Source organism: Nocardia sp. NBC_00403, from assembly GCF_036046055.1.
GTDB lineage: Bacteria > Actinomycetota > Actinomycetes > Mycobacteriales > Mycobacteriaceae > Nocardia.
This window is the reverse complement of sequence record NZ_CP107939.1, coordinates 8,213,558-8,237,528: the sequence shown is the minus strand read 5'-3', so window position 1 is coordinate 8,237,528 and position 23,971 is coordinate 8,213,558. Positions and strand designations below refer to the sequence as shown.

The window sequence follows — 23,971 nt, the reverse complement described above, 5'->3', positions numbered from 1 at the left end:
GAGATTCGGCCGTCTGCGTCGTTCGTGCATCACCGCGCCGAAAGGTCCGGATGTTCGGCTGGGCCGTTCGTATCCTGAATAGGTCGGGTAGTGGGGAACGGCCCCCGAGGGGCCCGTCGCCATTGCCTGGGTGTCATTCATGAGGCGGGAGGGGTACGAATGCGCCACCACAGGTCGGCCTCGGATATCGGGGAGGCAGCCGCGGCGCAGGTCGCCGAGTCGCTCGGATTCGAGCGCGTCGAGGCCACCGGTCACCGTGAGCATCAACGGCGAGCGGTGCTGGATTACGTCAGCGGCGACGTACATTCGGACTCCGTCGAGAAGCTGTGGGGCACACCGCTCGACGACGAGGTGGTCGCCGTGGTCCGCGCGGTCTCTGTGCACGCCCTGTGGGTCGGACTGCTCAGCGCCGGCCTGGGCGCGTCGGCGGCTGCGGCGGCGCTGGTTCGACTGACCGAGGTAGCCGAGCGCGGCATGATCACCGGCGAGTCCCGGGATGCGGACCGAGTCGGCTAGACCCACACGCCCTTGCCCACGGTGACGACGCCGCCGTGGCTCACCGCGAAGCGTTCGCGGTCGCGATCCAGATCGACGCCGATGATTTCGCCCTCGCCGACCACCACGTTCTTGTCCAGGATGGCGCGGCGCACAACCGCGCCGCGACCGACGCGTACACCGGGCATCAGGACGCTGCCCTCGATGGTTGCGCCGTCATCGATCATCACATTGGAGCTGAGCACCGAGTTGCGGACAGTGGCGGCCGAGAGAATGCAGCCGGAGCCGATGATGCACTCCTGTGCCAGACCGCCTTGCGCGAACTTCGCGGGCGGCAGGTTCTCGGCGGCACCGCGGATCGGCCAGTGCTTGTTGTAGAGGTTGAACACCGGATGCACCGAAACCAGATCCATATGCGCCTCGTAGAAGGCATCAATGGTGCCGACATCGCGCCAGTAGCCACGGTCGCGGTCGGTGGCGCCGGGGACATCGTTGTCCGCGAAGTCGTAGACGGCGGCCTCGCTCGCTGCGACCAGCGAGGGAATGATGTCGCCGCCCATATCGTGGTCGGAGTCGGAGTTATCGGCGTCCGCGCGGATCGAATCCACCAGCACCTTGGTGGTGAACACATAATTGCCCATGGAGGCGAAGGTCATGTTCGGGTCGTCGGGGGTGCCGGGCGGATGCGCGGGCTTCTCCAGGAACTGGGTGATCCGGCCGGACTCGTCGGAGTCGATGCAGCCGAACGCGCTTGCCTCGCTGCGCGGCACCCGGATGCCGGCCACGGTGACGCCCGCGCCGGAATCGATATGTGCGGCAAGCATTTGCTCCGGGTCCATCCGGTACACGTGGTCGGCGCCGAACACCACGATGTAGTCGGGGTCCTCGTCGTAGATCAGGTTCAGCGACTGCATGATCGCGTCGGCGCTGCCGGTGTACCAGCGTGGACCGAGGCGCTGCTGAGCCGGGACCGGGGTGATGTATTCGCCACCGAAGCCCGATAGTCGCCAGGTCTGCGAGATATGCCGGTCCAGCGAGTGCGACTTGTACTGCGTGAGCACACACAGTCGCAGAAAACCCGCATTGACCAGGTTGCTGAGGACGAAGTCGATGAGTCGGTAGGCGCCCCCGAAAGGAACGGCAGGCTTTGCCCGGTCCGCGGTGAGTGGAAACAGGCGCTTGCCCTCGCCACCGGCGAGCACGATCCCGAGTACGTGCGGCTGGCTCCTCACACCTGCCAAACTACCGCGCCGGGCGGGCGAGAGTGGCCCCCTGCGACCCGAGCGTCTAGTTTGAACCGGTGAGTTTCGGCACGGAGGGCGCGCGCTCGGCGGCAGGATCCGGGCAGGAGCGAACCGACCACGGCCTTGCGCAGGACCGGCTTCGGGTCGCGATGTTGACGCGCGAGTACCCGCCGGAGGTGTACGGCGGTGCGGGCGTGCACGTCACTCAGTTGGCCGCACAATTGCGGCAGTTGTGCGAGGTGACCGTGCACTGCATGGGTGTGCCGCGCACCGAAGCGGTGGTGCACCAACCGGATCCGATGCTCTACGCCGCCAATGCCGCATTGCAGATGATGTCGGCCCAGCTGCGGATGGCCGACGCCGCAGGGCAGGTGGACGTGGTGCATTCGCACACCTGGTACACCGGGCTCGCCGGGCATCTCGCCGCCACGCTGTACGGGATTCCGCACGTGGTGACCGCTCATTCGCTGGAGCCGCGTAGGCCGTGGAAGGCCGAACAGCTCGGCGGCGGCTACCGGCTCTCGTCGTGGTCGGAACGCAATGCGGTCGAACATGCCGACGCCATCATCGCGGTGAGCGAGGGCATGCGCCACGACGTGCTCGACGCCTATCCGGCGATCGACCCGGACCGGGTTCATGTGGTGCACAACGGCATCGACGCCGCGGTCTGGCATCCCGGACCGCCCGCGACCGGTTCCCCGTCGATCCTGACCGAGCTGGGGGTGCGTACCGACCGGCCGATCGCGGCCTTTGTCGGCCGGATCACCCGGCAGAAGGGCGTCGGTCATCTGCTCGCGGCGGCACGGGATTTCGATCCGGAAATCCAGCTGGTGTTATGTGCGGGCGCAGCCGACACCAGGGAGCTGGAAGCAGAGGTGTCCGCGGCCGTCGCCGAGTTGCAGCACAACCGCGGCAATGTGTTCTGGGTGCGCGAGATGCTGCCCACCGAGCAGATCCGGCAGATACTCGCGGCCGCGACGGTCTTCGTCTGTCCTTCGGTGTACGAGCCGCTCGGCATCGTGAACCTGGAGGCGATGGCATGCGCGACGGCGGTGGTCGCCTCCAACGTCGGCGGCATCCCCGAGGTCGTCGCCGACGGTGCGACCGGACGCTTGGTGCACTATGACCCCAGCACCACGCCGGATTACGAGCGGGCATTGGCAGCGACAGTGAACGAGGTCGCGGGCGATCCGGTTCTCGCCGCGGAATTCGGGGCTGCCGGCCGCGCGCGGGCGATCGCCGAATTCGACTGGCTCCAGATCGCCGCCTACACGGTCGAGGTCTACGAACAGGTCCGTAAATCGTGAGGCACGGCTAGCCGAGCGGTTTGCGGTAGCTGGACACCAGAACGGACGCGGTGACCTCAACGGTCTCGGGCATGGCAGCGATGCGCGGGTCGTCGGCGTGGTCGGCATGGTGACCGGACGGGCCCATCGCGACCACATCGGCCACGTCGGCCCGATCGAGTTTCATCGAGTACTCGACGAGCGTGCGGTCGATGGCATCGAAATGGCCGGACATGGCCGCGCCGAGCCTACGATCCTTGTCCGGGTCCACCGTCAGCATGCCGAGCGGCTGGATCAACTCGGCCAGATGGCGTTCGGTGGGGGTGGCGACAATAAAACTGCCGTCCACGCCGAGCACTCGGGCGACCTCACCGGGATTGCGTGGCGCGAATACCGAGAGCACCCGGCTCAGCGCGCCGTCCCGGATCGGCAGTCCGCGCCAGGCGTCGGCGAGCACCGACGCGGCGCGCGGATGCGCACGAGCGTTGCGCCGAGCCGCGGGCTTGGCCACGTCCAGCGCGACCCCGCGGGCGTCCGGCGCGCCGTCGAGCACACCGGCAAGGTAATAGCCGGTGCCTGCGCCGACCTCCAGCACTGTGCCGGACGTCGAACCGATCGCCGCGGCGACCGCAACGGCGATCGGCGCGAAATGTCCCTTACCTTGAAATGCGGCACGCGCGTCGAGCATCGCCGCGGTATCACCGGTCATCTTGGTCGACGCGCCGGTCAACAGACTGACGTAACCCTGCCGGGCTATGTCGAAGCTGTGCCCGGCTCCGCAGCGCAGCACTCGATCCTGCGGCTCGAATCCGAGACCGCATTCGGGGCAGGCCAATAGACCGGCCACATCAGCAAGCGCCGAGCGACTAGCTGGTGACACTCTTCAATTCGTCACCAAGCGCTGCTGCCTCATCCGGCGTGAGCTCTACGACCAAACGCCCGCCACCCTCGAGTGGAACCCGCATGACGATTCCACGCCCTTCCTTGGTTGCCTCGAGGGGACCGTCCCCGGTGCGGGGCTTCATGGCCGCCATCCTCTGCTCCCTCCAGATCTGCGCGGTATGCTGCGCACTTTCTTGGAACTCCAGTTGTCACCAACCAGTGAGCTCGCCGGCATTTGGCGAGCTACACCGGTCCTATTCTTCCCTATCGCTGTTGTGGACGGATACCTGAGTTCGAAATGTGACCGCTCGACCTGTGTTGGACAGGTCACCATCGACCCAGCAATCGGCCAGGTGATCGTCGACCATTCCGGTCGCCTGCATCAGTGCGTAGGCGGTTGTCGGGCCGACGAAACGGAACCCACGTCGCTTCAATTCTTTTGCCAGAGCTACGGATTCGGTGGTGATCGCGGGCACATCGGCGACCTGCCGCGGGCGCGGGCGCGGCGGCGGTGCGAACGACCAGATCAACTCGTCGAGACCGATATCGAGGTCGAGGGCCACGCGCGCGTTGGCGATGGCGGCGACGATCTTGGACCGGTTGCGCACGATGCCGGCGTCGGCGAGCAACCGCGCCACATCGTCATCGCCGAACGCGGCGACCTTACTGATCTCGAACCCGGCGAATGCGGTCCGGAAGGCGGGTCGTTTGCGCAGGATGGTGATCCACGAGAGCCCCGATTGGAACGCTTCGAGGCAGACCCGTTCGAACATCGCGTCCGCGCCGTGCAGCGGCCTGCCCCATTCGTGATCGTGGTAGTCACGGTAGAGCTGGGAGGCCTCCGACCACGGGCAGCGGATCAGGCCGTCGCCTGCCGTATCGCCACCGGCACTCACTTCGACTCCGGCGTGACCGAAACCTGCCGCGGGAGGCTGCGCGCCTCCGCAAGCTGTATCTGCAACTCATCGATCCTGGCGGCCAGCCTGGTCAACGCCCAGTCCACCTCACCGGCCTTGTAGCCGCGCACCACCTGCTGAAAGCGCAACGCCCGCACGTCCGCTCCGGAGATCCCCTCCACCGGAAGCACGGTCGCCGTCGTCCCCTCCGGCAACGGTCCGAGCTCCTCCGACCGTCCGAACACCGCACTGGCGACAAGAAATAGCACCGCGGCGACCAAGCCGACGATCAGCACATACAACAGCAGCGTGAGCATGCCACCGAGCTTATTGGCACCCCCCGACAGCGGTCACATCTCGTCCCGCGGAAATCAGTCGTCGAGATCAGGCGAGGTCTACGAACCACCATTTGACTACGCTCGGCGCAGGGGCTGCGCGATTGCATCGACAGTGTGTCCGTGGTCCGGGGGTGGTGGTACCAGCGTGAGCCGCGTACGAACCCGAGTAACGATCAGCTCGGACTCACGGTCCGAGTTACATCCGTTCGCCCGGCAAGCAGGGAACTACAGGTGCCGGGTGGTGTCGATGCCGAGGGACATGCCCGCAAGGCCGCGGCGGCGGACGGCGAGCTTGTCGGCGACGTCGAGCAGCGCCTTGCCTGCCGCGCTCTCCGGAGCGCTGAGCACGATGGGGATGCCTTCGTCGCCCGCTTCCCGCACCGCCTGTTCGATCGGGATCTGACCGAGCAGTGGGACATCGGCGCCGACGGCGCGGGTGAGCCGTTCGGAAACGATCTGGCCGCCGCCGGAGCCGTAGAGCTCCATCCGGCTGCCGTCGGGCAGGTCGAGCCAGGACATGTTTTCGATGACGCCCGCGATGCGCTGCCGGGTCTGCAGTGCGATGGCGCCCGCGCGCTCGGCGACCTCCGCGGCGGCGATCTGCGGGGTGGTGACGACCAGGATCTCGGCGCCGGGAATGAGCTGGGCGATGGAGATGGCGATATCGCCGGTGCCGGGCGGCAGGTCGAGCAGCAGCACGTCCAGGTCGCCCCAGAAAACATCGGCGAGGAACTGTTGCAGCGCGCGGTGCAGCATCGGGCCGCGCCACACCACAGGCGTATTGCCCTGGGTGAATTGTGCGATCGAGATCATCTTCACGCCGTGGGCCTGCGGCGGCATGATCATTCGCTCGACCTGGGTCGGGCGGGCGTCGGTGCCGAGCATGCGTGGGATGGAGTGGCCGTAGATGTCCGCGTCCAGCACGCCGACCGAGAGGCCGCGCGCGGCCATGGCGGCCGCGAGATTGACGGTGACACTGGACTTTCCGACGCCGCCCTTGCCGGAGGCGACCGCGTACACGCGGGTGAGCGAGCCGGGCTGGGCGAACGGGATCACCGGATCGGCCGAATCGCCGCGCAGCTGCTTGCGCAGGTTGGTGCGCTGCTCGTCGTTCATCACATCGAGCTCGACCGTGATGGCGCCGACGCCGGCGACGTCGGCCACCGCCTTGGTGACCCGCTGCGTGATCTCGGTGCGCAGCGGGCAGCCCGCGGTCGTCAAGAAGATCTCGATGTGGACATTGCTGTCCACGCCGATCGCAATGCTCTTCACCATGCCGAGTTCGGTGATCGGCTTGCGGATCTCCGGGTCGTCGACCTTCGCGAGGGCTCCCCGCACATCCGCTTCCGTTACCACTGACATGGCAGTAATTTTACGTTGCGTCAGATCCGCGGCAGCTGTCCGGGCTGTGGTGCGACGCCGCTGCTGTAGGAAGTCGCCCACGCCATGACGTTGGCGACGTAGGCCATCGAGTTGTTGTAGCGCAGGATCGCCCGGGACTGCTGGGCGAGATCGTGCATGTTCAATCCGCCGTCGCAGAGGTACTTTCCTGTGGTCAGCGCCGCGTCGAAGAGGTTCTGCGGGTCGGCGATGCCGTCACCGTTGCCGTCGGCGGCGTAATGCTTCCACGTCTCCGGCAGAAACTGCATCGGCCCGATGGCGCGGTCGTAGCCGGCCAGACCGTCCAGGGTGCCGCCGTCGGAATCGTGGATGACATTGTTGCCCGACAGGCTGCCGTCGAGCACCGGTCCGTAGACGGGTGTCAACGGGTTGCCGTCCGCATCGGCCTTGCCGCCGAAGGCATGGGTGGATTCGACGCGGCCGATTCCGGCGAGCAGGTACCAGGGCATCCCGCAGGCGGGATTCTCGGCGGCGAGGGTGTGTTCGGCGGATTGATACGCGGCGATCGCGACGCCGGGGATACCCAGCGGACCAGGTGTCATGGCGGCGGGTTGTCTACCATCCGGCAGCGCAACGGTTTTCACGACGGGAGGCGTAGCATGCGCCTGCCTGGCCATGGTGTGAGCGACGAAGTCGGCCGTCGCTGGTGGTTCGGCGACGGCCGCGGATCTGGGAACCTGGTCGTCTTGTTCGTCCCCCGGCAGGTGTTCCAAGACCGACGCCACGGTCTCATTGGCAATGCCCACATTGGACGCGGCAGCCACTGCCGCGAGCCCAGCGGGAACCAATCCTGTCAATGCGATAACAGAGCTGCGTCTTACGTTGGCAGCCGGTGGTTTTCGGTGACGCCCCACTGTGCGGTGACCCTCCAATTGACTCGATGACGAGCCCTTCGTGATGGACGAAGTTGAGGGTACCGCATTCGAGATCTTTTTGTTACTACTTCGTGATCTGCTTCGGGGTTTGGTCTCAGCCCTGTGGCAGCAGCGGGATCACGATGCCGAACGGCAACGTGATGCCCGGCTGTGGAGTTGTCGTCGGGGCGACGGCCGGGGCGGGTTCGGCAGGGCCCGACTCCGGTGTATTGGTGACCTCCGGCTCCTCGGTCGGCTGGACCTGCTGTGTTTCGCCAGGCGATTGCGCGGGCGCCTGCTCGTTCGGAGCGGATTGCGCGGGCGCCTGTTCGTTCGGAGCGGCGCCCGGCTGTGTGCACGAGGCGGGTAGCTGTGGCGGCTTCGGGTGCTCGGGGTCGACCGGTTCGCCCGCAGCGTTCGGTTCGCCCGCCGTGCCGTAGGTCTGTCCTGGTGTGACCGGGGCAGGCGCCGGTTGGCCGGGGATCGGAATCTGGATCGGGATCGGGATCGGGAACTGGATCGACATCGGGATCGGCGCCGCGACCACCGGCGGGTCGCACGGATTCACGGGCTTGGGCGGTGCTGGGCAGAAGATGCCGCACGGGATCGGCGGCAGCCCCGGGATGGTGATCATCACCTGGGCCGGCGCCGCCGGGGTGACGGTGGTCGACGCGGTCGGCGGGTGCTCGGCAGCCGTGGACGGCGCGACCGAATTGGCGGCCAGCATGTCCGGTCCCGCCTGGATCGGCGCGGTGCCCGGCGGAATCAAACCGGGGGAGATACTCACCTGGCTCGGTGTGCCACCGGTGCGGTAGGCCGCCGACCAGCTCAGCACATTGGCCGCGTAGGCCATCGAGTTGTTGTAGCGCAGCACCGAGCGCAGTTCCTGCGCCGGATCGCGCAGGTTCAAGCCGCCGGAGCAGAGATATTTGCCCGCGGCGAGTGCGGCGTCGAAAACGTTGTGTGGGTCGGCGACTCCGTCACCGTTGCCGTCGGCGGCGTACAGCCTCCAGGTGCCGGGTAGGAACTGCATCGGGCCGATGGCGCGCACCGCGCTGCCGTCGGCGGCCCTGATCACCTCGTTGCCGGGCAGAGTCCCGTCGAGCGCGGGCCCGAAAATGGGGGTGACAGTAGTGCCCGCGGCGTCGGTGCGCCCACTGCTCGCGTGCGCCGATTCGATCCGGCCGATGCCTGCGAGCAGGCTCCAGGACAGACCGCACCCGGGCATCGAGGATTCCAGGGCCAGTTCGGCATTGCGGTAGGCCGCGAGCACCATTTCCGGAATTCCGAGAGCGCCGCCCGTCCTGGGCAGCGCGATATCGTGCAGCGGAACGGAGCCCGCGAACATCGGCAATCCATCGGCGGACGGAGTCATTGCTCGAAGTTTGCGTGGTGCATCCGGAGTGACCGGAAGCAGGCCGACTGTCCTGGACAATGGCGCATCGGCGGCTATGCCCGCCGCGCCGCTGCCCACCACGGGACCTCTGGACGCCGCGAGCAAAGCCTCCGGCGCCTTGGGCGGCGTGGTCGATTGGGTGGTGTGTGTTGCCGATCCAGCAGAGACAAGACCCGCGACCACGAGGGCCGACACGGTTATCGGAGCAGATATTCGCATTCGGCCACACCAATCCTCTACGTCGTGAGAGCATGCTTGTCCGGTGGGGCGCGGCCCAGGCGAAGGCCCGACTCGCGCATCCCCTGCCCGTCCGCTCGGGACAACGTGCTCCAGGTTACCCACCAGTCAGGTGAGTTGTTGAGCATTTCCGGTCAATCATGAGTTAGTGGCGGCCATTCCGGGCCCTGCGTCGGCTTTCGCCCGGAGCTTTTCTTGCGATTCGCCTTTGCGGGTTTTTCAGCCTGCGTGACTCGATCCGAAGACCCCGCAGCGGCTTCGATGCGATCGAGCACTTCACGCATTTCGTCCAACTCCCGACGCAGATAGTCGCGGGTGGCCACTTCACCGACCGCGATGCGCAATGCCGCGAGTTCGCGGGCGAGGAATTCGGTGTCGGCTTTGGTCTGTGCGGCGCGAGTTCGGTCCTCCTCCAACGACACTCGGTCGCGGTTGTCCTGCCGGTTCTGGGCAAGCAGGATCAGCGGCGCCGCGTAGGCGGCCTGGGTGGAGAACGCCAGATTGAGCAGGATGAACGGATACGGGTCCCAGCGCAGCGCGATCACGAACACGTTCAACGCAATCCAGACGATCACGAGGATGGTCTGGATCGCCAGGTATCGCCCGGTGCCGAGGAATCGGGCGACCCGCTCGCTACTGCGCGCCAATGCCTCGGCGTCCCAATCGATGCGGAACCTGGATTCGACCGGCGTTTCGAGGCGTTGGCGCGCCGAACTCGGCCCGGCCCGGCCGCTCGTGGATTTGTCACTCATGTCCGGGTACTCCCACGTGCGATTCTTCCTGGTCGCGCCAGTCTTCCGGCAGCAGGTGATCGAGGACATCGTCGACGCTCACCGCGCCGAGCAGATGATTCTGGGCGTCCACCACCGGCCCACAGACCAGGTTGTAGGTGGCGAAATAGCGCGTCACCGCACCGAGCGGGACATCGGGCCGCAGCGGGGCGAGGTCGGTGTCCAGGATGCCGCCGACCAGATGCGCGGGCGGTTCGCGCAGCAGTTGCTGAATGTGCACACAACCCAGGTAGCGGCCCGTCGGGGTGGCTGTCGGCGGGCGGACCACGAACACCATCGAGGCGAGTGCGGGCGTCAGGTCCGGATTGCGGACCCGGGCAAGCGCTTCGGCGACCGTAGTCGCCGGTGTCAGGATGATCGGCTTCGGTGTCATCAGACCGCCAGCGGTGTCGGGGGAGTGCTCCAGCAACCTACGCACCGGCTCGGACTCCTCCGGATCCATCAGCGCGAGCAGCGATTCGCGCTCCCCGGTGGACAGCTCGCCGAGCAGGTCGGCGGCGTCGTCGGGGTCCATGGCCTCCAGCACGTCGGCGGCCCTGCGCACCTCCAGGTGTCCGAGCAGTTCGACCTGGTCGTCGTCGGGCATTTCCTGCACGACGTCGGCGAGCCGTTCGTCGTCGAGTGCCTCGGCGACCTCGATGCGCCGCTTCTCCGGAAGTTCCCGAAGCAAGTGTGCGACGTCGGCGGGTCGCATGCCCTCGAACTGGGCAAGCAATTGGGTGACGTCCTGGCCCGGCCTGCCGACCTCGTAGGGGGTCAGGCCGCTGACCTGCGTCCAATCCACCACGTGCACGGTGCGGCGGCGGCCGATACGCCGGTGCCCGCGCACCGCAACCCTGGTCACCACCCAGTCCCGTGTCCTGGTCTGCTCGATCCCGAGATCGGCGACGAAGACGTCGACCTCGGCGAGGTCGGGCAGACCAGGATCGTGCACGCGCACCGTGGAATCCACGATCTGGGCGATCGCGAGCAGTTCGCCGGGTCGCTGCGCGAATCGGCGCAGGCTGACCGTGCCGGTATTGAGCGTCACCACACCGGGCTCGATCGCGGTGACCCGCAGCATCGGCACGAAAATCCGCCGCCGGGTCGGCAATTCGACGACGAGGCCATGGATGCGCGGCTGTTGGCCGTCGTACCGGATGGCCACGACGACGTCGCGGATGCGGCCGATAGACTCGCCGTCCGGGCCGAGCACCACCAGGCCGGCCAGCCTGGCGACGTACACCCTGGTTGCTGCCATGGCTGCCAGGCTAGATGTTCGCGGGCGGGTGTACCCGCCACGCCACGATCGACGGGAGTGATCATGAAGCCGCGCCGTTCGGTGCTCGCCTGTCCGGGCAGTAACCCGAAAATGATCGAGAAGGCCAAGGGTCTGCCCGTGGACGAGGTGTTTCTCGATCTCGAGGACGCGGTCGCGCCGGTGGCCAAGGCCGCCGCCCGCGCGAATATCGTGGCGGCGCTGAACGAACCGGGCTGGGGTGCGCAGCTGCGGGTGGTGCGAGTCAACGACTGGACCACCGAATGGACCTACGCCGACGTCATTACCGTCGTCGAGGGGGCAGGCGCGGCGCTGGATGCGATCCTGCTGCCGAAGGTCACCGACGCCGGTCAGGTCAGGGCCCTCGATCTGCTGCTCACCCAGCTGGAGAAGGCCAGCGGACTCGAGGTCGGCCGCATCGGCATCGAACCGCAGATCGAAAATGCGTTGGGGCTGCGCAATATCGACGAGATCGCCACCGCGAGCGAGCGAGTGCAGACGCTGGTCTTCGGCCCCGCCGATTTCATGGCGAGCATCAACATGCGCACCCTGGTGGTCGGCGAACAGCCGGAGGGTTACGACACCGGTGACGCCTACCACCACATCCTGATGACCATCCTGCTCGCGGCCCGCGCGCACGGTCTGCAGGCGATCGATGGCCCGTACCTGCAGATCCGCGACGTCGATGGGTTCCGAAGGGCAGCGGCACGCACCGCGGCGCTCGGCTTCGACGGCAAATGGGTGCTGCATCCCGGTCAAATCGACGCCGCCAACGAGATTTTCAGCCCGCGTCAGACCGATTACGACCGCGCCGAGCAGATTTTGGACGCCTACGCCTTCCATACCTCCGCGGCGGGCGGAGCGCGTGGGGCGGTCATGCTCGGTGACGAGATGATCGATGAGGCGAGCGCGAAAATGGCGCAGGTGATCGCCGACAAGGGCCGGGCCGCGGGAATGCAGCGTTCGTCTCAATGACGGGCAGCGGGGCGTTTCACACCACCGAACGATCAGTCGGAATAGCACAATAGAGGTATGACGAATCCCATGGGGAACGCGAATCGCGCCCGGCAGGGTCTGCCGACGCCGCCGACCGGCTGGCCGGTGGGCTCGTATCCGACCTATGCCGAGGCGCAGAAGGCGGTCGATTTTCTGGCCGACGGGCAGTTCCCGGTACAGGACGTGACCATCGTCGGCGTCGATCTCATGCAGGTCGAGCGGGTCCTATATCGACTGACCTGGGGCAAGGTCATCGGGGGCGGCGTCGTGTCCGGCGCGTGGCTCGGGCTGTTCCTCGGTCTGCTGCTGAGCCTGTTCACCACCAGCGGCGCGCTCGGCCCGCTGATCGTCGGTCTGGTCGGCGGCATCATCTTCGGTGTCATCTCGACCTCGATCCCGTACGCGGCGACCAGGGGCCAGCGCGATTTCGCCTCCACCATGCAGTTGGTGGCCGGCCGCTACGACGTGCTGTGCGACCCCAAGTCGGCCGAGCAGGCGCGCGACATGCTGGCGCGGCTGGCGATCTGATCGCATGGAGGTAGTGGATAAGGTCCGCACCGAGGTGCTGGACCATTTCGGTGTGGACACCGCGGGTGTGGATTCCGCGTCGGTGACGTTCCTCGGCTTGGAGCCCATCGAAATACTGCGGATTCCCGGCGATGATCTGGTGCATTACGTGACGTTGGGCGGATCGCGCCATCCGATGGGTGATCCGACCGACCTGCTCGCGGATCCGGTGCGCGGGCCGCGGGCCGAGCTGGTGCTCGCCTTGCGCGCCGGGTCGGGGACGAGTGCGGGCCTGGCCAAGACGCTCGGTGTGCTCGCCGCGACGCCCGTTGTGGAAGGTGTTGTGCTGCAGGCGGATGCGCTGCTCGACCTGGGTGAGCCGATGTGGCGGGATGCGCCGTTCACCGCGGTTCTGTTGGGCGAGAGCGACATTCCCGCGGTGGTGTTGCCCGAGCCCGCCGAGCCGGTCAGGTATCTGACGGTCGTTCCGGTGACCGCGACCGAGGCGGCGTGGGTGCGGGTGCGTGGTGCACAGGCGTTGCGCGATGCGTGGACCGAAGCGGGGATCGATGTGCACGATCCCGCGCGCGGTGCCGCATCGCTGTAGGTGGACGGCGGGCGCTGGTGCGGATAAACGCGGGGCGGGTCAGAGCCAGTTGTTGCGGCGGAAAGTGACGAACAGGCCGGTGCAGATGGTGGCGATGACGACGAGAACGACGGGGTACCCCCAGACCTGCCGCAGCTCTGGCATGGTGTCGAAGTTCATTCCGTAGATTCCGGCGATCATCGTCGGCACCGCGGCGATGGCGACCCAGGACGATATCTTGCGCATATCGGTGTTCTGCTGCACGCCTATCTTGGCCAGCGCGGCGCTGATCAGTTCGCTCAACGACTCGTCGAAGTCGGTGATGCGTTCGGCGACGGTGGTGTGATGGTCGGCGACGTCGCGCAGGTAGCGCCGAATTTCCTTGGGGAGCGGTAGATCCGGCTTGTGGCCGAGCAGTTGGAGCGGGATCTGTAGCGGATTGACCGCGCGCCGCAGCTCTACCACCTCGCGCTTGAGCTGGTAGATCGATTCGATCGTGACCTGGGTGCGCGGTGTGAAGACCTCCTCCTCCATCTCGTCGATATCGTTCTCGACGGCATGGGCCACCTCGATGTAGGAATCCACAACATGGTCCGCGACCGCGTGCAGCACCGCGCCGGGGCCGAACATGAGCTGTTCGGGATGGCCCTCCAGTTCCTTTCGGACGCCGGCGAGTCCGGTGTGCTCGCCGTGTCGGACGGTCACCGCGAAATTGGGTCCGGTGAAGACCATGATGTCGCCGGTCTCGACGATCTCACTGATGCTGTGCAGTTCGTGCTCGACATAGCTGACGGTGCGCAGCACGAGGAACAGGGTGTCGTCGTAGCGTTCCAATTTCGGTCGTTGATGTGCTTTGACCGCGTCTTCGACGGCCAACGGGTGCAAGTCGAAGGTCTTGGCGATATCAGCCATCTGATACTCGTCCGGTTCGTGCAGCCCGACCCACACGAACCCATTGCCGCGATTGCGGACCTCGGCCATCGCATCGGCATGGCTGAACCGGCCGGGCAGCCGCTTGCCGTCGAGGTAGATCGCGCAGTCGACCACCGCACGTGCGGTGGGAACGGGAATACGGGGCAGCGGTGTACGCGCTCGACCCTGGCCGCGGAAGGACGGCAGCGGCGGAATGGATGGCACCGGTCGATGCTACGTCGCGTGCGGGGCCGCGACGAGCGCACTGTAAGACTGGAAGGCGTGCGCATCGACCTGCATACCCACTCGACCGCGTCCGACGGTACCGACAGCCCTGCCGAACTTGTTCGGAACGCCGCTGCCGCAGGCCTGGACGTCGTCGCGATCACCGACCACGACACCACCGCGGGGTGGTCCGAAGCGGTGGACGCGCTGCCGAAGGGCATGACGCTGGTGCGCGGCATGGAGATGTCGTGCATCGGTCTGGGTGAGGACGGCTGGCCCGTTCCTGTGCATCTGCTCGCGTACCTCTTCGACCCGGCCGATCGGTGTTTCGCCGACGAGCGGGAGCGGCTGCGTGCCGAACGTGTCGATCGGCTGCGCGCGATGGCCGAGCGCATGCGGGCCGACGGCCTACCCATCGATCCCGACGCGGTGCTGGCCTCGGCCGGACCGTCGGCCGGACGGCCGCATCTGGCACGGGCGCTGGTCGAGGCGGGTGTGGTGCCGAGCGTCGACGCGGCCTTCATCGAATTGCTGGCGCCACACGGGCCGTATTACGCGGAAAAGGCCGACACGCCGTTGCGTCGCGCGGTCGAAATGATTGCCACCGCCGGTGGCGTGAGCGTGCTCGCGCATACAAGGGCGCGCAAGCGCGGACGGCTATTGGCGCTGGACGATATTCGAGAACTCGCCACGCTCGGTCTCGGCGGGCTCGAGATCGACCATCCCGACCATTCCGCGGCCGACCGTGCGCTGCTCGGTGGGCTGGCCGCCGAACTCGGTCTGCTCACCACCGGCTCGTCGGACTACCACGGCGCGAACAAAACCATCCGGCTCGGTGAATTCACCACCGACCCAGCACAATTCGAGGAACTTGCGGGCAAAGCCACGGGAGTGCCGGTGATCGCCTCGTGAGACTGGTGCGCGGGCTGAGCGGTGTGGTGGCCGCCGGGACGTTTGTGCTCACGCTCGTTGTCATCGGCACTGCGATCATTGCTGCCAGGCGGGAGTTTCCCGGTCCGGGCGGTGTATCGGTGACCTGGCATCTGACCGCGTCCGTGACTGCCATTGCGGCACAGATTTTTTCGGACAGGCATCGGGGTTTTGCCGCTTTTTCCGGATCGATGGTTGTTTTTCTGGCTGCCGGATTATTGCTGTGGTCACAGTGGTGGAGCTGAATTTCCGGGAATGGTTGCGGCCGGGTGAATTGTGGTCGAACATTTCTCTTTGTGGGTGAAATCGAGACGGACGTACTGGTTCTGGGCGGCGGCCCCGCCGGCGCCTGGGCCGCCGTCTCGGCCGCAGCAACGGGAGCCCGCACCGTGCTCGTCGACAAGGGACGCTGCGGCACCAGCGGTCCTACCGCCTTCGGGACGACCTCGCTGTGGAATATCCCGCCGGGACCGGCCAGGGACGAGGCGGTGCGGCACGCCTACGCGCATGGTGGTTACCTCGGCGACCCGGACTGGATGCATCGGGTGCTCGAGGAGACCCATCTGCGTGTCGAGCAGTTGGTGCAATGGGGGTATCGGTTTCCCGGCGAGGGCCGCAATGCCGGTGACCGTGGACTGATACCCGGCGAGCCGCGCGGCGGCGCGCCGGCGGAAAGACGAACCTCGCTGCGGGTGTGCCTGGACGGCGCGAGCTACCTGCGCCGGATGCGCCGCAGCCTGCTCGACGCCGGTGTCCGCATTCTCGATCACCATCCCGCGCTGCAACTGCTCGTCGATCGCGACGGTGTGGTATCCGGAGCCATCGGCGTCCAGCAGCACAATAGGTTTCGCAGTTGGACGGTCCGTGCGAGCGCGGTGGTGGTGGCCACCGGCGGCTGCGCCTTCCTGTCCGGCGGCGCGGGCACCGACGTCGACACCGGCGACGGACTGTTGTTGGCCGCCGAGGTGGGCGCGCAATTGTCCGGCATGGAGTTCTCGAGCGCCTACGGGCTGGAGCCGGTGCTGAACTCGGCGTTCACTTCCGGCTTCGCGCTGCACTTCGCCACGCTCTACGACGAATCCGGCGCGGCCATCACCGGTCATCGCGCTGCGGCCTTCGCGGCGATCGCCGACGGCCGCCGCGTGTACGCCGCACTCGAAGACGTGCCCTACGCCGTGCGGTGCAGGCTGTCGCAGCAAGGCGTGGTTGACAACACCAAGCGGGTCCCGTTGCGCGCGGTGCTCGAGGGCACCGTGCGGGGGACCGGCGGCCTCCGCATCGCCGGCGCCGACTGCGCGACCACGGTGGCCGGACTGTACGGCGCCGGTGACGTGACAACGCGGGAGCCGATCACCGGAGCGGTGAGCGGATTCGGTGGCCAGGGCGGCGCGTGGGCCATCGCCTCGGGTGTATGGGCAGGCGCGGGCGCTGCCTGCTTCGCGCGCGCCAGAGGCAGGGTTGGCCAGGCCCACGCGGTGCCAGGGGCCGGGCTCAACCCGGAGGCGCGGATCGACCCGCGCGCGGTCGTCGGACTGGTGCAGGAACACACGCTGCCGCTGCGGCGCAGCTACTGGCGTAGCGCAGGCAGCCTGCGCGACAGCATCGGCGAACTCGACGGCATGTGGCCGGGCGCGGAATTCGGCCTCGGCGGCGTCGGTGCGGATCGACTGCGGGCCAGACAGGCGGCAGCACTGCTCGCGGTGGCGCGGTGGACCAAGTACAGCGCGCTGGCGCGCACCGAGAGCCGGGGCATGCATCGGCGCACCGACCACCCGGACGTCGCCGCCGATTGGCGCGTGCGATTGACCTCGGGCGGCCTCGACACGGTGTGGGTGCGCGCGGACGCCCGTCGGTCGGCGTCCGACGAATCGACTCCGACCGTGCCGGCGACGCCCGCGCGGCGGGAGCAGATCATCACACCGGACGAAGCATCGATCGTCAGGGAGGTGACGGCAGGCGTGCGCGCGGCGGTACCCGGCACGCGGGCGGCGACCCCGGTCGTGCCACCGTCGGTGGTGGCCGACCCCGACCTCACCGCAGGTGACCCGCTGCCCTTGTGACAGCTCACCGCCGCGCCACTGGGACGTGCGAGTTTCCCCTTACGTCGGGGTAATTCCGCCGACCTATCCTGGCTATATGGCGCTCGACCGGATTCCGACACACCGGTTTGGCAAGTCGTCGACCCGGCTGGCAGAATGTGTCGGATTACCCGCCTATGCCACCGCCGGGTTCGGGAATAATGGAGATCTACGCCTCGTAACGCACCGTTGCGACTCGAAGATCTCTCCGCATGTTCTGTCCGGACCTACCCGTCCGGCTCCCGCTCTGCGGATCAGTGCCGCGCCACGTGATCGAGATATCGGCATCCCTTGCTTCTGTGTAAGCCGCCGCGATACGGACCGGTCAGCGCACTCGATGAGCGGTATGAGTCACCTATTACCTAAATACCCGGCGGTAACCGTTTCCCGGTTGTGCCCGACCCGAGCAGGAGTGAAATCGTGTCACCTGTGACTGACGCACCGAATGCCACTGCCAGCCTTTCTGAGATCACTCACGAAGAGATCTTCGCGGGTCACCTCGGCGGTAAGCTCTCGGTCGAACTCGCCGCGCCGCTGGAGACTCAGCGCGACCTTTCGATCGCCTACACCCCCGGCGTGGCTCAGGTCAGCCGCGCCATCGCAAACGATGAGGCGCTGGCCAAGCGCTACACCTGGACCGACCGGCTAGTGGTCGTGGTCAGCGACGGCACCGCGGTGCTCGGTCTCGGTGACATCGGCCCGCGCGCCTCGCTGCCGGTGATGGAGGGCAAGGCGGCGCTGTTCAAGAAGTTCGCCGGGCTCGACTCGATCCCGATCGTGCTGGACACCAAGGATTCCGACGAGATCGTCGAGACGATCATCCGGCTGCGCCCGAGCTTCGGTGCGGTGAACCTGGAAGACATCTCCGCCCCGCGCTGCTTCGAGATCGAGAAGCGGCTGATCGAGGCGCTCGACTGCCCGGTCATGCACGACGACCAGCACGGCACCGCCATCGTGGTGCTCGCCGCCCTCAACGGCGCGGCCAAGGTGCAGGGTCGCAGCATCGCGGGCCTGAAGGTCGTGGTGTCGGGCGCCGGTGCCGCGGGTGTCGCGTGCACGAACATCCTGCTCGCCGCGGGTGTGCGGGACGTGACCGTGCTCGACTCCAAGGGCATCGTGAGCCGGGATCGCAGCGACCTCAACGACGTGAAGGCCGAACTGGCCCAGCGCACCAACCCGCGCGGGCTGACCGGTGGCGCCGCTGAGGCGCTGGCCGGCGCCGACGTGTTCCTCGGCCTGTCGGCCGGACTGATCGCCGAGGAGCTCATCGCTTCGATGGCGCCGGAGTCGATCGTGTTCGCCATGTCCAACCCGGATCCGGAGATCCACCCCGAGGTGGCTCGCAAGTACGCCTCGATCGTGGCCACCGGCCGCAGCGATTTCCCGAACCAGATCAACAACGTGCTCGCCTTCCCCGGTGTCTTCAAGGGCGCTCTCGACGCGGGTGCGCGCCGCATCACCGAGGGCATGAAGATCGCCGCCGCGGACGCCATCCTCAGCGTGGTCGCCGACGAACTGGGCCCGGAGAAGATCGTCCCGAGCCCGCTCGACCCGCGTGTGGCACCGGCAGTGGCCGAAGCCGTCGCCGCCGCCGCGCGCGCCGAGGGTGTCGCCTGATCCAGGTGTAGTCGAGACAGATACGAAGGCGCCCCGCTCATCTCGAGCGGGGCGCCTTCGCATGTGTTCGGGGAAAGAAACTCAGTCCGCGGTCTGCAGGATGCCCGCCGGTGTCACCGTGACCTGATTCGAGCGGCGCAGGCGGCCGGTTCCCGGCGCGCTTGCCCAGACCGTGAAGGCGAGCAGGCCGTCGAGGAACATGGCGAGCACAGCCACCAGCAGGGCCCCGACGAGAACGCGGTCGTAGCGGTAGAGACCGATGCCGTCGAAAATGTAGCGACCGAGGCCGCCGAGGTTGACGTAGGCGGCGATGGTCGCGGTGGCCACCACCTGGAGGGTCGCGCCGCGCAGACCGGTGAGCAGGATCGGCAGTGCGTTGGGGACTTCCACCCGGAACAGGATCTGGGTTTCGGTCATCCCCATGGCGCGGGAAGCGTCGACCACATCCGTAGCCACATTGGCGATTCCGGCGTAGGCGCCGGCGAGCAGCGGCGGGATGCCGACGGTGACGAGGGCCAGCAGCGGTGGGACAAGGCCGAGGCCCATCAGCAGCACCAGGAAGGTGAGCAGGCCGAGGGTCGGCAGGGCGCGCATGGCGTTGGCGAAGCCGACGAGCACGGCCGCACCGCGCTTGGTGTGGCCGATGATCAAACCGAGCGGCACGGCGACGACGGCCGACGCGGCGACCGCGAGGAAGCTGTACCACAGATGTTCGGCGATACGGTGCTGAATGCCGGTCGGCCCGCTCCAGTTCGCGCCGTCGGTGAGGTAGTGCCAGGCGTCGAGGAAAAGGTTCATGAGGCAGCGCCTTTCGCTTTCGAGGCCCTGGCGTCGGCGCGCGCCCATGGCGTCCACCAGCGGCCGAGCGCGTACACCAGCCGGTCGAAGATCAAGGCCAGCGCGAGGGTCACGATGATGCCCGCGATGATCTCGTCCGGATAGTCGCGCTGGTAGCCCTGGGTGAACAGCTTGCCGAGGCCGCCGACACCGATCAGGGCGCCGACCGAAACCATGGCGATATTGGAGACGACCACCACTCGGAGACTGGATATGAAAACCGGTACGGCAAGCGGCATATCGACGGTCAAGGTCCGTCGCAGCGGACCGAATCCGACGGCATCCGCGGCATCGATCACGTTGGCCGGCACCGAATCCAGTGCCGTCGGCACCGCAATCACCAGCAGCGCAGTCGAATACACCGTGAGTGCGATGATCACATTCATCGGATCGATGGTGGAAATCCCGGCCAGCGGCGGGATGATCACGAACAATGCCAACGATGGCACCGTGTAGGCCAGGCTCGACACCGTCACAGTGACACGCCGCAGCCAGGACACCCGACGGACCAACGCCCCCACCGGAATCGCGATCACCAAACCCAGCGCCAGCGGTACCAGCGCCAAGTACAGGTGAGTCTTGGTGAACCCCATGATCTCCGAAAAGTTGTCGATCAAGTACTTCACGAGATCGCCTCCCGCCGGCGGGACGAGACCGACGTGACGTTCGGTGCGGTACTCATTGCGCGGCTTCTTGTTCGAAGTAGTGCCGGTTGCGTTCGGCGTCTTCGGCGGCCCGTTGGCCTGCCAGTTGCTCGAGGACCTCGGTGGCGAGCACCCCGCCGCGGACCGCCCCCGAATCATCCACGGCGACACCGACTCCAGCCGGTGAGGAGATGGCCGCGTCGAGCGCTTGGCGCAGGTCTCCCGACGGCGTGAACAGCGAGCCCCCCGCCGACATGCTGTTGTGTAGTTCCCTGCCGGCGCGCACCGCCTCGACCCCTGTCACATCGACCCAGCCGACCGGCCGCTTGTCCGTGTCGATCACCAGCACCCAGTCGCCGCGTTCCAGCCGCAGTTTCACCACGTCATCGGCGGTCGCGGTCCGGATCTCGTGCAGCGGAACGTTGTTCGCGGTGCGGAAGGACAGGCCGCGATAGCCGCGATCGCGGCCGACGAAGTCGGCGACGAAGTCGGTGGCGGGCTGGGCGAGGACGTGTTGCGGCGGATTGTATTGCTGCAGCACGCCGCCGCGACCGAAGACCGCGACCCGATCGCCGAGGGTGATCGCCTCGTCGATGTCGTGGGTGACGAACACGATGGTCTTGTGCAATTCGGCCTGCAGCCTTTGCATTTCGACTTGCAGTTCGGCACGCACCACCGGGTCGACGGCGCTGAACGGCTCGTCCATCAGCAGCACCGGCGGGTCGGCGGCTAACGCCCGCGCCACCCCGACGCGCTGCTGTTGCCCACCGGAGAGCTGGGCCGGATACCGCCCGGCCAGCGAGCGGTCCAGACCCACCCGGTCCAGCACGTCGAGCGCCGCCGCACGCGCGGCGCGGCGCGAATCGCCACGCAGCACCGGCACCGTCGCGACATTGTCGACAACGGTCCGGTGCGGCAGCAGCCCGCCGCTCTGGATGACGTACCCGATACCGAGTCGGAGCTCGACCGGATCGACTGTCGAAATATCTTGCCCGGCAATGGTGATCGTGCCACCGGTCGGGCGGATCATCCGGTTGATCATCCGCATCGAAGTCGTCTTACCGCAGCCGGACGGACCGACGAACACGGTGAACGATCCCGATTCGATGCGCAGGTCGAGATTGGTGACGGCATGGGTGCCGTCCGGATAGGTCTTGCTGATACCGCTGAATTCGATATCGGACACGCGTACTCCTGTGTTCGGCGCGGCGGGGCCTGCCCCGCACACGGACGAGCACAGGCGCGGCCACCGCTTATCCGGTCGGCTTATTCAGTCCCTGGGCGGCGACCCATGCCGCGGCGGCGGCCTTGGGCTCGGTCTTGCTGCTACCGGAGACCGCTTCGTTGAGTTTGATCAGTTCGTCGGTGGTCAACTTCGCGGAAACGGCGTTGAGCGCGGCGAGCGACTTGTCCGATTTCTTGGCCGCATTGAACAGCGGGACCACGTTCTGGGCCGGGAAGTTGTGCTTCGGATCCTCGAGCACCACAAGGTTGTTCTGCGCGATCGCGGGCGAGGTGGTGAAAACGTTGGCCGCGGTCACCTGGCCGTCGACCAGCGCGCGCACCGTGGCGGGCCCGCCGCCGTCGGCGATCGGCACGAAGTTGTTCGCGGCGATGTCGAGGTTGTAGTTCTTCTTCAATCCGGGCAGTCCGCCTGCGCGCTCCTGGAACTCGGCGGGCGCACCGAACTTCACCTCGGCCGAATGCGCGGCCAGATCGGCGATGGTGCGCAGGTTCCAACGCTCGGCGGTCGCCTTGGTGACGACGACGGCGTCGGAATCCTGGCCGGGCGCCGGGGTGCCGATGGCCAGATCGGAGCCGAGCGCCTTGGTGAGTGCGGTGTCGATGTCGGTGGAACTGGTCGCGGCCGCGCCCTTGTCCAGGTATTGCAGCAGGTTGCCGTTGTACTCCGGGATCACCGAGATGGCGCACTGGCGCAGCGCCGGGATGTAGGCCTCGCGGCTGCCGATATTGAGCCGGGTGTCCACCTTGAATCCGTTGGCCCGCAGCACTTCCGCATATATATTGGCGACAGTCTCGGACTCGGGGAAGTTGGCGGAGCCGACGGTCAGCCCGTCCCCCTCGCAGCTGCCCGTTGCCGCGAGCGGGTCGGAATTGCCACATGCGGACAGGATCATGGCGGCGGCCAGCGCTGCGGCGGCGACGAGGAACCGGGTCGCGCGCAGCGCCATGCGCAGCGCCGACCGCCCGTGCCGCGCGGCATCGGGGGAGATCGTGGTTTTCACTGGGGTCCTTCCGGCAAGGGCGAGCGGTGCGACGGGCCGTGCCTCAACGGCCACCGGTACATTCTGGTTTGTTGTTCATACTGCCCGGTTCGTGGTGTTCCTGTTGGCTACGGAGAGTTGGTGTCGCCGGATGTTGCTGGCCGTGTCGAGGCGAGTGTTGGCTCGAGGTTTGGTCGTCGCGGCCGTCACGCTGGCTGTTTCCTGTGGAAACGATGACCAGGGCCCCACAATAGTGGTCGGCGCGGGCGATTCGATGGAATCAAATCTGCTTGCGCAAATCTATTCCGGAGCGCTCTCCCGTACCGGCGTGTCCACCTCCGTCGCACCGCATCTCGGCAATCGCCCCGACTATTTCGCCGCATTGGACGCGGGCACCGTCACGGTGGTCGGTGAACACACCGGCGAATTGCTCGCATTTCTCGATGCCAATTCGAAGGCGCGCAAGCCGGCGGATGCCACCGAGGTGGCGACCGGCGGGGTGACCGAACCGTCGGTGCCCAAGGCGGTGAACGGGTCGCTGCCCGAGGGGCTCGCGGTGTCGGATCCTGCCGACGGCACGGACATGCGACCGCGAATGCTGCTGACCGAGGCGGCGACCCGCGATCGAGTCCGGTCGATCGGCGATCTCGCGGCCCGCTGCGGCGAACTCGAGGTCGGAGTGGCTCCGGTGCCGGAGGTGTTGCGCGCGTCCACCGATACGCTGCGGGTTTCGGGCTGCGGCTTCGCCCGGACCAAGCTGTTCCACGATGCCGCCGCCCTGCGAAAGGCCTTGCTGGACGGCGAGGTCCAGGCCGGAATCCTGGGCGGGCCGCCCGCACTCGTTCCTGGAGCGACCGACGGCCTGGCTGTCCTTTCCGACGACGACTACGCATTTCGCGCGGAGAATGTGCTGGCCGTGTACCGCAAGGGCGAGCTCGGCGACCGTCAGATTCGGAAGCTGAACTATGTTGCGGGCGAGCTGACCACCGATGACCTCGTCGCCATGATCGGCCGGATCCGCGGTGGTGCGGTCCCCGCCGATGTGGCGCGCGACTGGCTCGATAGCCACGCTCTGTAATTTCCGTCCGGTGTAGCTCCCGGATCGCGTTCGGTGGATTGCCACCGCTCGACTATTGCCGCCCACTCGGAGCGGACACCCGCACCGGACCACCTGGTTCGGCTTGGGCCTGACTGTCGCCGTATCCGCTATGTCGCCGATCACATTTCCGATCGACCGAGGCGTCTTGCGACTGCGCTGTTCCGCGCCGTATATTCCACGTGGAATATTGCAACAGGGAGCATGTCGGTAGCGGCGACTACCGTGCGTGGTCTCGAG

25 protein-coding genes are annotated in these 23,971 nt (G+C 67.0%); 10 read left to right on the top strand and 15 right to left on the bottom strand.

What is annotated here, in order from left to right; all coding sequences use genetic code 11:
• Window positions 1-159: 159 nt before the first annotated feature.
• Entirely contained in the window at window positions 160-516 is a 357-nt protein-coding gene (locus OHQ90_RS37025; RefSeq protein ID WP_328405665.1) for a hypothetical protein, read from the top strand.
• Here OHQ90_RS37025 and glgC read toward each other — a convergent pair.
• Complete coding sequence (glgC, locus tag OHQ90_RS37020; RefSeq protein WP_328405664.1) at window positions 513-1,727, bottom strand: glucose-1-phosphate adenylyltransferase; 1,215 nt, start codon at window positions 1,725-1,727, stop codon at window positions 513-515. The two genes, OHQ90_RS37025 and glgC, sit on opposite strands and share 4 nt — an antisense overlap.
• Before the next feature lie 161 nt (window positions 1,728-1,888).
• Between glgC and glgA the strand changes: the two genes are divergently transcribed.
• Complete coding sequence (gene glgA / locus OHQ90_RS37015) at window positions 1,889-3,046, top strand: glycogen synthase (RefSeq protein ID WP_328413377.1); 1,158 nt, start codon at window positions 1,889-1,891, stop codon at window positions 3,044-3,046.
• Between the two features lie 7 nt (window positions 3,047-3,053).
• On the opposite strand, the gene OHQ90_RS37010 is transcribed toward glgA, so the two are convergent.
• The 9 genes from OHQ90_RS37010 to OHQ90_RS36970 all read right to left on the bottom strand — a co-directional run bounded on the left by OHQ90_RS37010 (window position 3,054) and on the right by OHQ90_RS36970 (window position 11,060).
• Window positions 3,054-3,905, bottom strand: a complete 852-nt coding sequence (locus OHQ90_RS37010) for a putative RNA methyltransferase (protein ID WP_328405662.1) — start codon at window positions 3,903-3,905, stop codon at window positions 3,054-3,056.
• Window positions 3,892-4,059, bottom strand: a complete 168-nt coding sequence (locus OHQ90_RS37005) for a DUF3117 domain-containing protein (protein WP_011211259.1) — start codon at window positions 4,057-4,059, stop codon at window positions 3,892-3,894. Before OHQ90_RS37005 ends, OHQ90_RS37010 begins: the two co-directional genes overlap by 14 nt.
• Window positions 4,060-4,161: 102 nt before the next feature.
• Complete coding sequence (locus tag OHQ90_RS37000; RefSeq protein ID WP_328405660.1) at window positions 4,162-4,803, bottom strand: DNA-3-methyladenine glycosylase I; 642 nt, start codon at window positions 4,801-4,803, stop codon at window positions 4,162-4,164.
• Window positions 4,800-5,120, bottom strand: a complete 321-nt coding sequence (locus OHQ90_RS36995) for a DivIVA domain-containing protein (protein ID WP_328405658.1) — start codon at window positions 5,118-5,120, stop codon at window positions 4,800-4,802. The genes OHQ90_RS37000 and OHQ90_RS36995 overlap by 4 nt, the downstream gene beginning before the upstream one ends.
• Window positions 5,121-5,366: 246 nt before the next feature.
• On the bottom strand, window positions 5,367-6,503 hold the full coding sequence (locus tag OHQ90_RS36990; RefSeq protein WP_328405656.1) for an Mrp/NBP35 family ATP-binding protein: 1,137 nt from the start codon (window positions 6,501-6,503) through the stop codon (window positions 5,367-5,369).
• Between the two features lie 20 nt (window positions 6,504-6,523).
• Window positions 6,524-7,396: a lytic transglycosylase domain-containing protein gene (locus OHQ90_RS36985; protein WP_328405654.1), complete on the bottom strand. Its 873-nt coding sequence runs from the start codon at window positions 7,394-7,396 to the stop codon at window positions 6,524-6,526.
• Window positions 7,397-7,511: 115 nt separating this feature from the next.
• The gene (locus OHQ90_RS36980; RefSeq protein ID WP_328405651.1) at window positions 7,512-9,011 is read right to left on the bottom strand and encodes a lytic transglycosylase domain-containing protein; all 1,500 of its coding nucleotides are present in this window, start codon (window positions 9,009-9,011) and stop codon (window positions 7,512-7,514) included.
• A 152-nt stretch (window positions 9,012-9,163) separates the two neighbouring features.
• A complete protein-coding gene (locus OHQ90_RS36975) occupies window positions 9,164-9,781 on the bottom strand; it encodes a DUF1003 domain-containing protein (RefSeq protein WP_328405649.1) in 618 nt (205 codons plus the stop codon).
• Complete coding sequence (locus OHQ90_RS36970; RefSeq protein WP_328405647.1) at window positions 9,774-11,060, bottom strand: magnesium transporter MgtE N-terminal domain-containing protein; 1,287 nt, start codon at window positions 11,058-11,060, stop codon at window positions 9,774-9,776. The genes OHQ90_RS36975 and OHQ90_RS36970 overlap by 8 nt, the downstream gene beginning before the upstream one ends.
• A 63-nt stretch (window positions 11,061-11,123) precedes the next feature.
• Between OHQ90_RS36970 and OHQ90_RS36965 the strand changes: the two genes are divergently transcribed.
• The 3 genes from OHQ90_RS36965 to OHQ90_RS36955 are packed head-to-tail and all read left to right on the top strand — an operon-like array spanning window position 11,124 to window position 13,188.
• Window positions 11,124-12,053 (top strand): HpcH/HpaI aldolase/citrate lyase family protein, encoded by a 930-nt coding sequence (locus OHQ90_RS36965; protein ID WP_328405645.1) that lies wholly within the window; start codon window positions 11,124-11,126, stop codon window positions 12,051-12,053.
• A gap of 57 nt (window positions 12,054-12,110) precedes the next feature.
• The gene (locus OHQ90_RS36960; protein ID WP_328405643.1) at window positions 12,111-12,602 is read left to right on the top strand and encodes a general stress protein; all 492 of its coding nucleotides are present in this window, start codon (window positions 12,111-12,113) and stop codon (window positions 12,600-12,602) included.
• A gap of 4 nt (window positions 12,603-12,606) precedes the next feature.
• The gene (locus OHQ90_RS36955) at window positions 12,607-13,188 is read left to right on the top strand and encodes a suppressor of fused domain protein (RefSeq protein WP_328405641.1); all 582 of its coding nucleotides are present in this window, start codon (window positions 12,607-12,609) and stop codon (window positions 13,186-13,188) included.
• A gap of 39 nt (window positions 13,189-13,227) precedes the next feature.
• Here the strand turns inward: OHQ90_RS36955 and OHQ90_RS36950 are convergent, their stop codons facing one another.
• The gene (locus OHQ90_RS36950) at window positions 13,228-14,304 is read right to left on the bottom strand and encodes a magnesium and cobalt transport protein CorA (RefSeq protein ID WP_328405639.1); all 1,077 of its coding nucleotides are present in this window, start codon (window positions 14,302-14,304) and stop codon (window positions 13,228-13,230) included.
• 57 nt (window positions 14,305-14,361) lie between these two features.
• Here OHQ90_RS36950 and OHQ90_RS36945 point away from each other — a divergent pair, with 57 nt between their 5' ends.
• The 4 genes from OHQ90_RS36945 to OHQ90_RS36930 all read left to right on the top strand — a co-directional run bounded on the left by OHQ90_RS36945 (window position 14,362) and on the right by OHQ90_RS36930 (window position 18,929).
• The gene (locus OHQ90_RS36945) at window positions 14,362-15,216 is read left to right on the top strand and encodes a PHP domain-containing protein (protein ID WP_328405637.1); all 855 of its coding nucleotides are present in this window, start codon (window positions 14,362-14,364) and stop codon (window positions 15,214-15,216) included.
• Window positions 15,213-15,479, top strand: coding sequence for a hypothetical protein (locus OHQ90_RS36940; protein ID WP_328405635.1), 267 nt, complete (start codon window positions 15,213-15,215; stop codon window positions 15,477-15,479). The genes OHQ90_RS36945 and OHQ90_RS36940 overlap by 4 nt, the downstream gene beginning before the upstream one ends.
• A 51-nt stretch (window positions 15,480-15,530) precedes the next feature.
• Entirely contained in the window at window positions 15,531-17,294 is a 1,764-nt protein-coding gene (locus OHQ90_RS36935; protein WP_328405633.1) for an FAD-binding protein, read from the top strand.
• Between the two features lie 438 nt (window positions 17,295-17,732).
• Window positions 17,733-18,929, top strand: a complete 1,197-nt coding sequence (locus OHQ90_RS36930; RefSeq protein WP_442941261.1) for an NAD(P)-dependent malic enzyme — start codon at window positions 17,733-17,735, stop codon at window positions 18,927-18,929.
• A gap of 81 nt (window positions 18,930-19,010) precedes the next feature.
• Here OHQ90_RS36930 and OHQ90_RS36925 read toward each other — a convergent pair whose 3' ends face one another.
• The 4 genes from OHQ90_RS36925 to OHQ90_RS36910 all read right to left on the bottom strand — a co-directional run bounded on the left by OHQ90_RS36925 (window position 19,011) and on the right by OHQ90_RS36910 (window position 22,602).
• The gene (locus OHQ90_RS36925) at window positions 19,011-19,727 is read right to left on the bottom strand and encodes an ABC transporter permease (protein WP_328405631.1); all 717 of its coding nucleotides are present in this window, start codon (window positions 19,725-19,727) and stop codon (window positions 19,011-19,013) included.
• A complete protein-coding gene (locus OHQ90_RS36920; protein WP_328405629.1) occupies window positions 19,724-20,392 on the bottom strand; it encodes an ABC transporter permease in 669 nt (222 codons plus the stop codon). The genes OHQ90_RS36925 and OHQ90_RS36920 overlap by 4 nt, the downstream gene beginning before the upstream one ends.
• Window positions 20,393-20,444: 52 nt before the next feature.
• Window positions 20,445-21,596 carry an ABC transporter ATP-binding protein gene (locus OHQ90_RS36915; protein ID WP_328405627.1) on the bottom strand — a complete coding sequence of 384 codons (1,152 nt, stop codon included), beginning with the start codon at window positions 21,594-21,596 and terminating at the stop codon, window positions 20,445-20,447.
• Window positions 21,597-21,663: 67 nt separating this feature from the next.
• Window positions 21,664-22,602, bottom strand: a complete 939-nt coding sequence (locus OHQ90_RS36910) for an ABC transporter substrate-binding protein (RefSeq protein WP_328413373.1) — start codon at window positions 22,600-22,602, stop codon at window positions 21,664-21,666.
• Between the two features lie 184 nt (window positions 22,603-22,786).
• Here OHQ90_RS36910 and OHQ90_RS36905 point away from each other — a divergent pair, with 184 nt between their 5' ends.
• Window positions 22,787-23,713: a glycine betaine ABC transporter substrate-binding protein gene (locus OHQ90_RS36905; protein WP_328405625.1), complete on the top strand. Its 927-nt coding sequence runs from the start codon at window positions 22,787-22,789 to the stop codon at window positions 23,711-23,713.
• Window positions 23,714-23,971: the final 258 nt, after the last annotated feature.

Bases quoted from the DNA above. Each gene is read 5' to 3' on its own strand.
- OHQ90_RS36925 (WP_328405631.1), bottom strand. From the start codon at position 19,727: ATGAACCTTTTCCTCGACGCCTGGCACTACCTCACCGACGGCGCGAAC.
- OHQ90_RS36990 (WP_328405656.1), bottom strand. From the start codon at position 6,503: ATGTCAGTGGTAACGGAAGCGGATGTGCGGGGAGCCCTCGCGAAGGTC.
- OHQ90_RS37005 (WP_011211259.1), bottom strand. From the start codon at position 4,059: ATGGCGGCCATGAAGCCCCGCACCGGGGACGGTCCCCTCGAGGCAACC.
- OHQ90_RS36905 (WP_328405625.1), top strand. From the start codon at position 22,787: ATGTTGCTGGCCGTGTCGAGGCGAGTGTTGGCTCGAGGTTTGGTCGTC.
- OHQ90_RS36980 (WP_328405651.1), bottom strand. From the start codon at position 9,011: ATGCGAATATCTGCTCCGATAACCGTGTCGGCCCTCGTGGTCGCGGGT.
- OHQ90_RS36910 (WP_328413373.1), bottom strand. From the start codon at position 22,602: ATGGCGCTGCGCGCGACCCGGTTCCTCGTCGCCGCCGCAGCGCTGGCC.
- OHQ90_RS36995 (WP_328405658.1), bottom strand. From the start codon at position 5,120: ATGCTCACGCTGCTGTTGTATGTGCTGATCGTCGGCTTGGTCGCCGCG.
- glgA (WP_328413377.1), top strand. From the start codon at position 1,889: ATGTTGACGCGCGAGTACCCGCCGGAGGTGTACGGCGGTGCGGGCGTG.
- OHQ90_RS36975 (WP_328405649.1), bottom strand. From the start codon at position 9,781: ATGAGTGACAAATCCACGAGCGGCCGGGCCGGGCCGAGTTCGGCGCGC.
- OHQ90_RS36955 (WP_328405641.1), top strand. From the start codon at position 12,607: ATGGAGGTAGTGGATAAGGTCCGCACCGAGGTGCTGGACCATTTCGGT.
- OHQ90_RS36960 (WP_328405643.1), top strand. From the start codon at position 12,111: ATGACGAATCCCATGGGGAACGCGAATCGCGCCCGGCAGGGTCTGCCG.
- OHQ90_RS36965 (WP_328405645.1), top strand. From the start codon at position 11,124: ATGAAGCCGCGCCGTTCGGTGCTCGCCTGTCCGGGCAGTAACCCGAAA.
- OHQ90_RS36970 (WP_328405647.1), bottom strand. From the start codon at position 11,060: ATGGCAGCAACCAGGGTGTACGTCGCCAGGCTGGCCGGCCTGGTGGTG.
- OHQ90_RS37025 (WP_328405665.1), top strand. From the start codon at position 160: ATGCGCCACCACAGGTCGGCCTCGGATATCGGGGAGGCAGCCGCGGCG.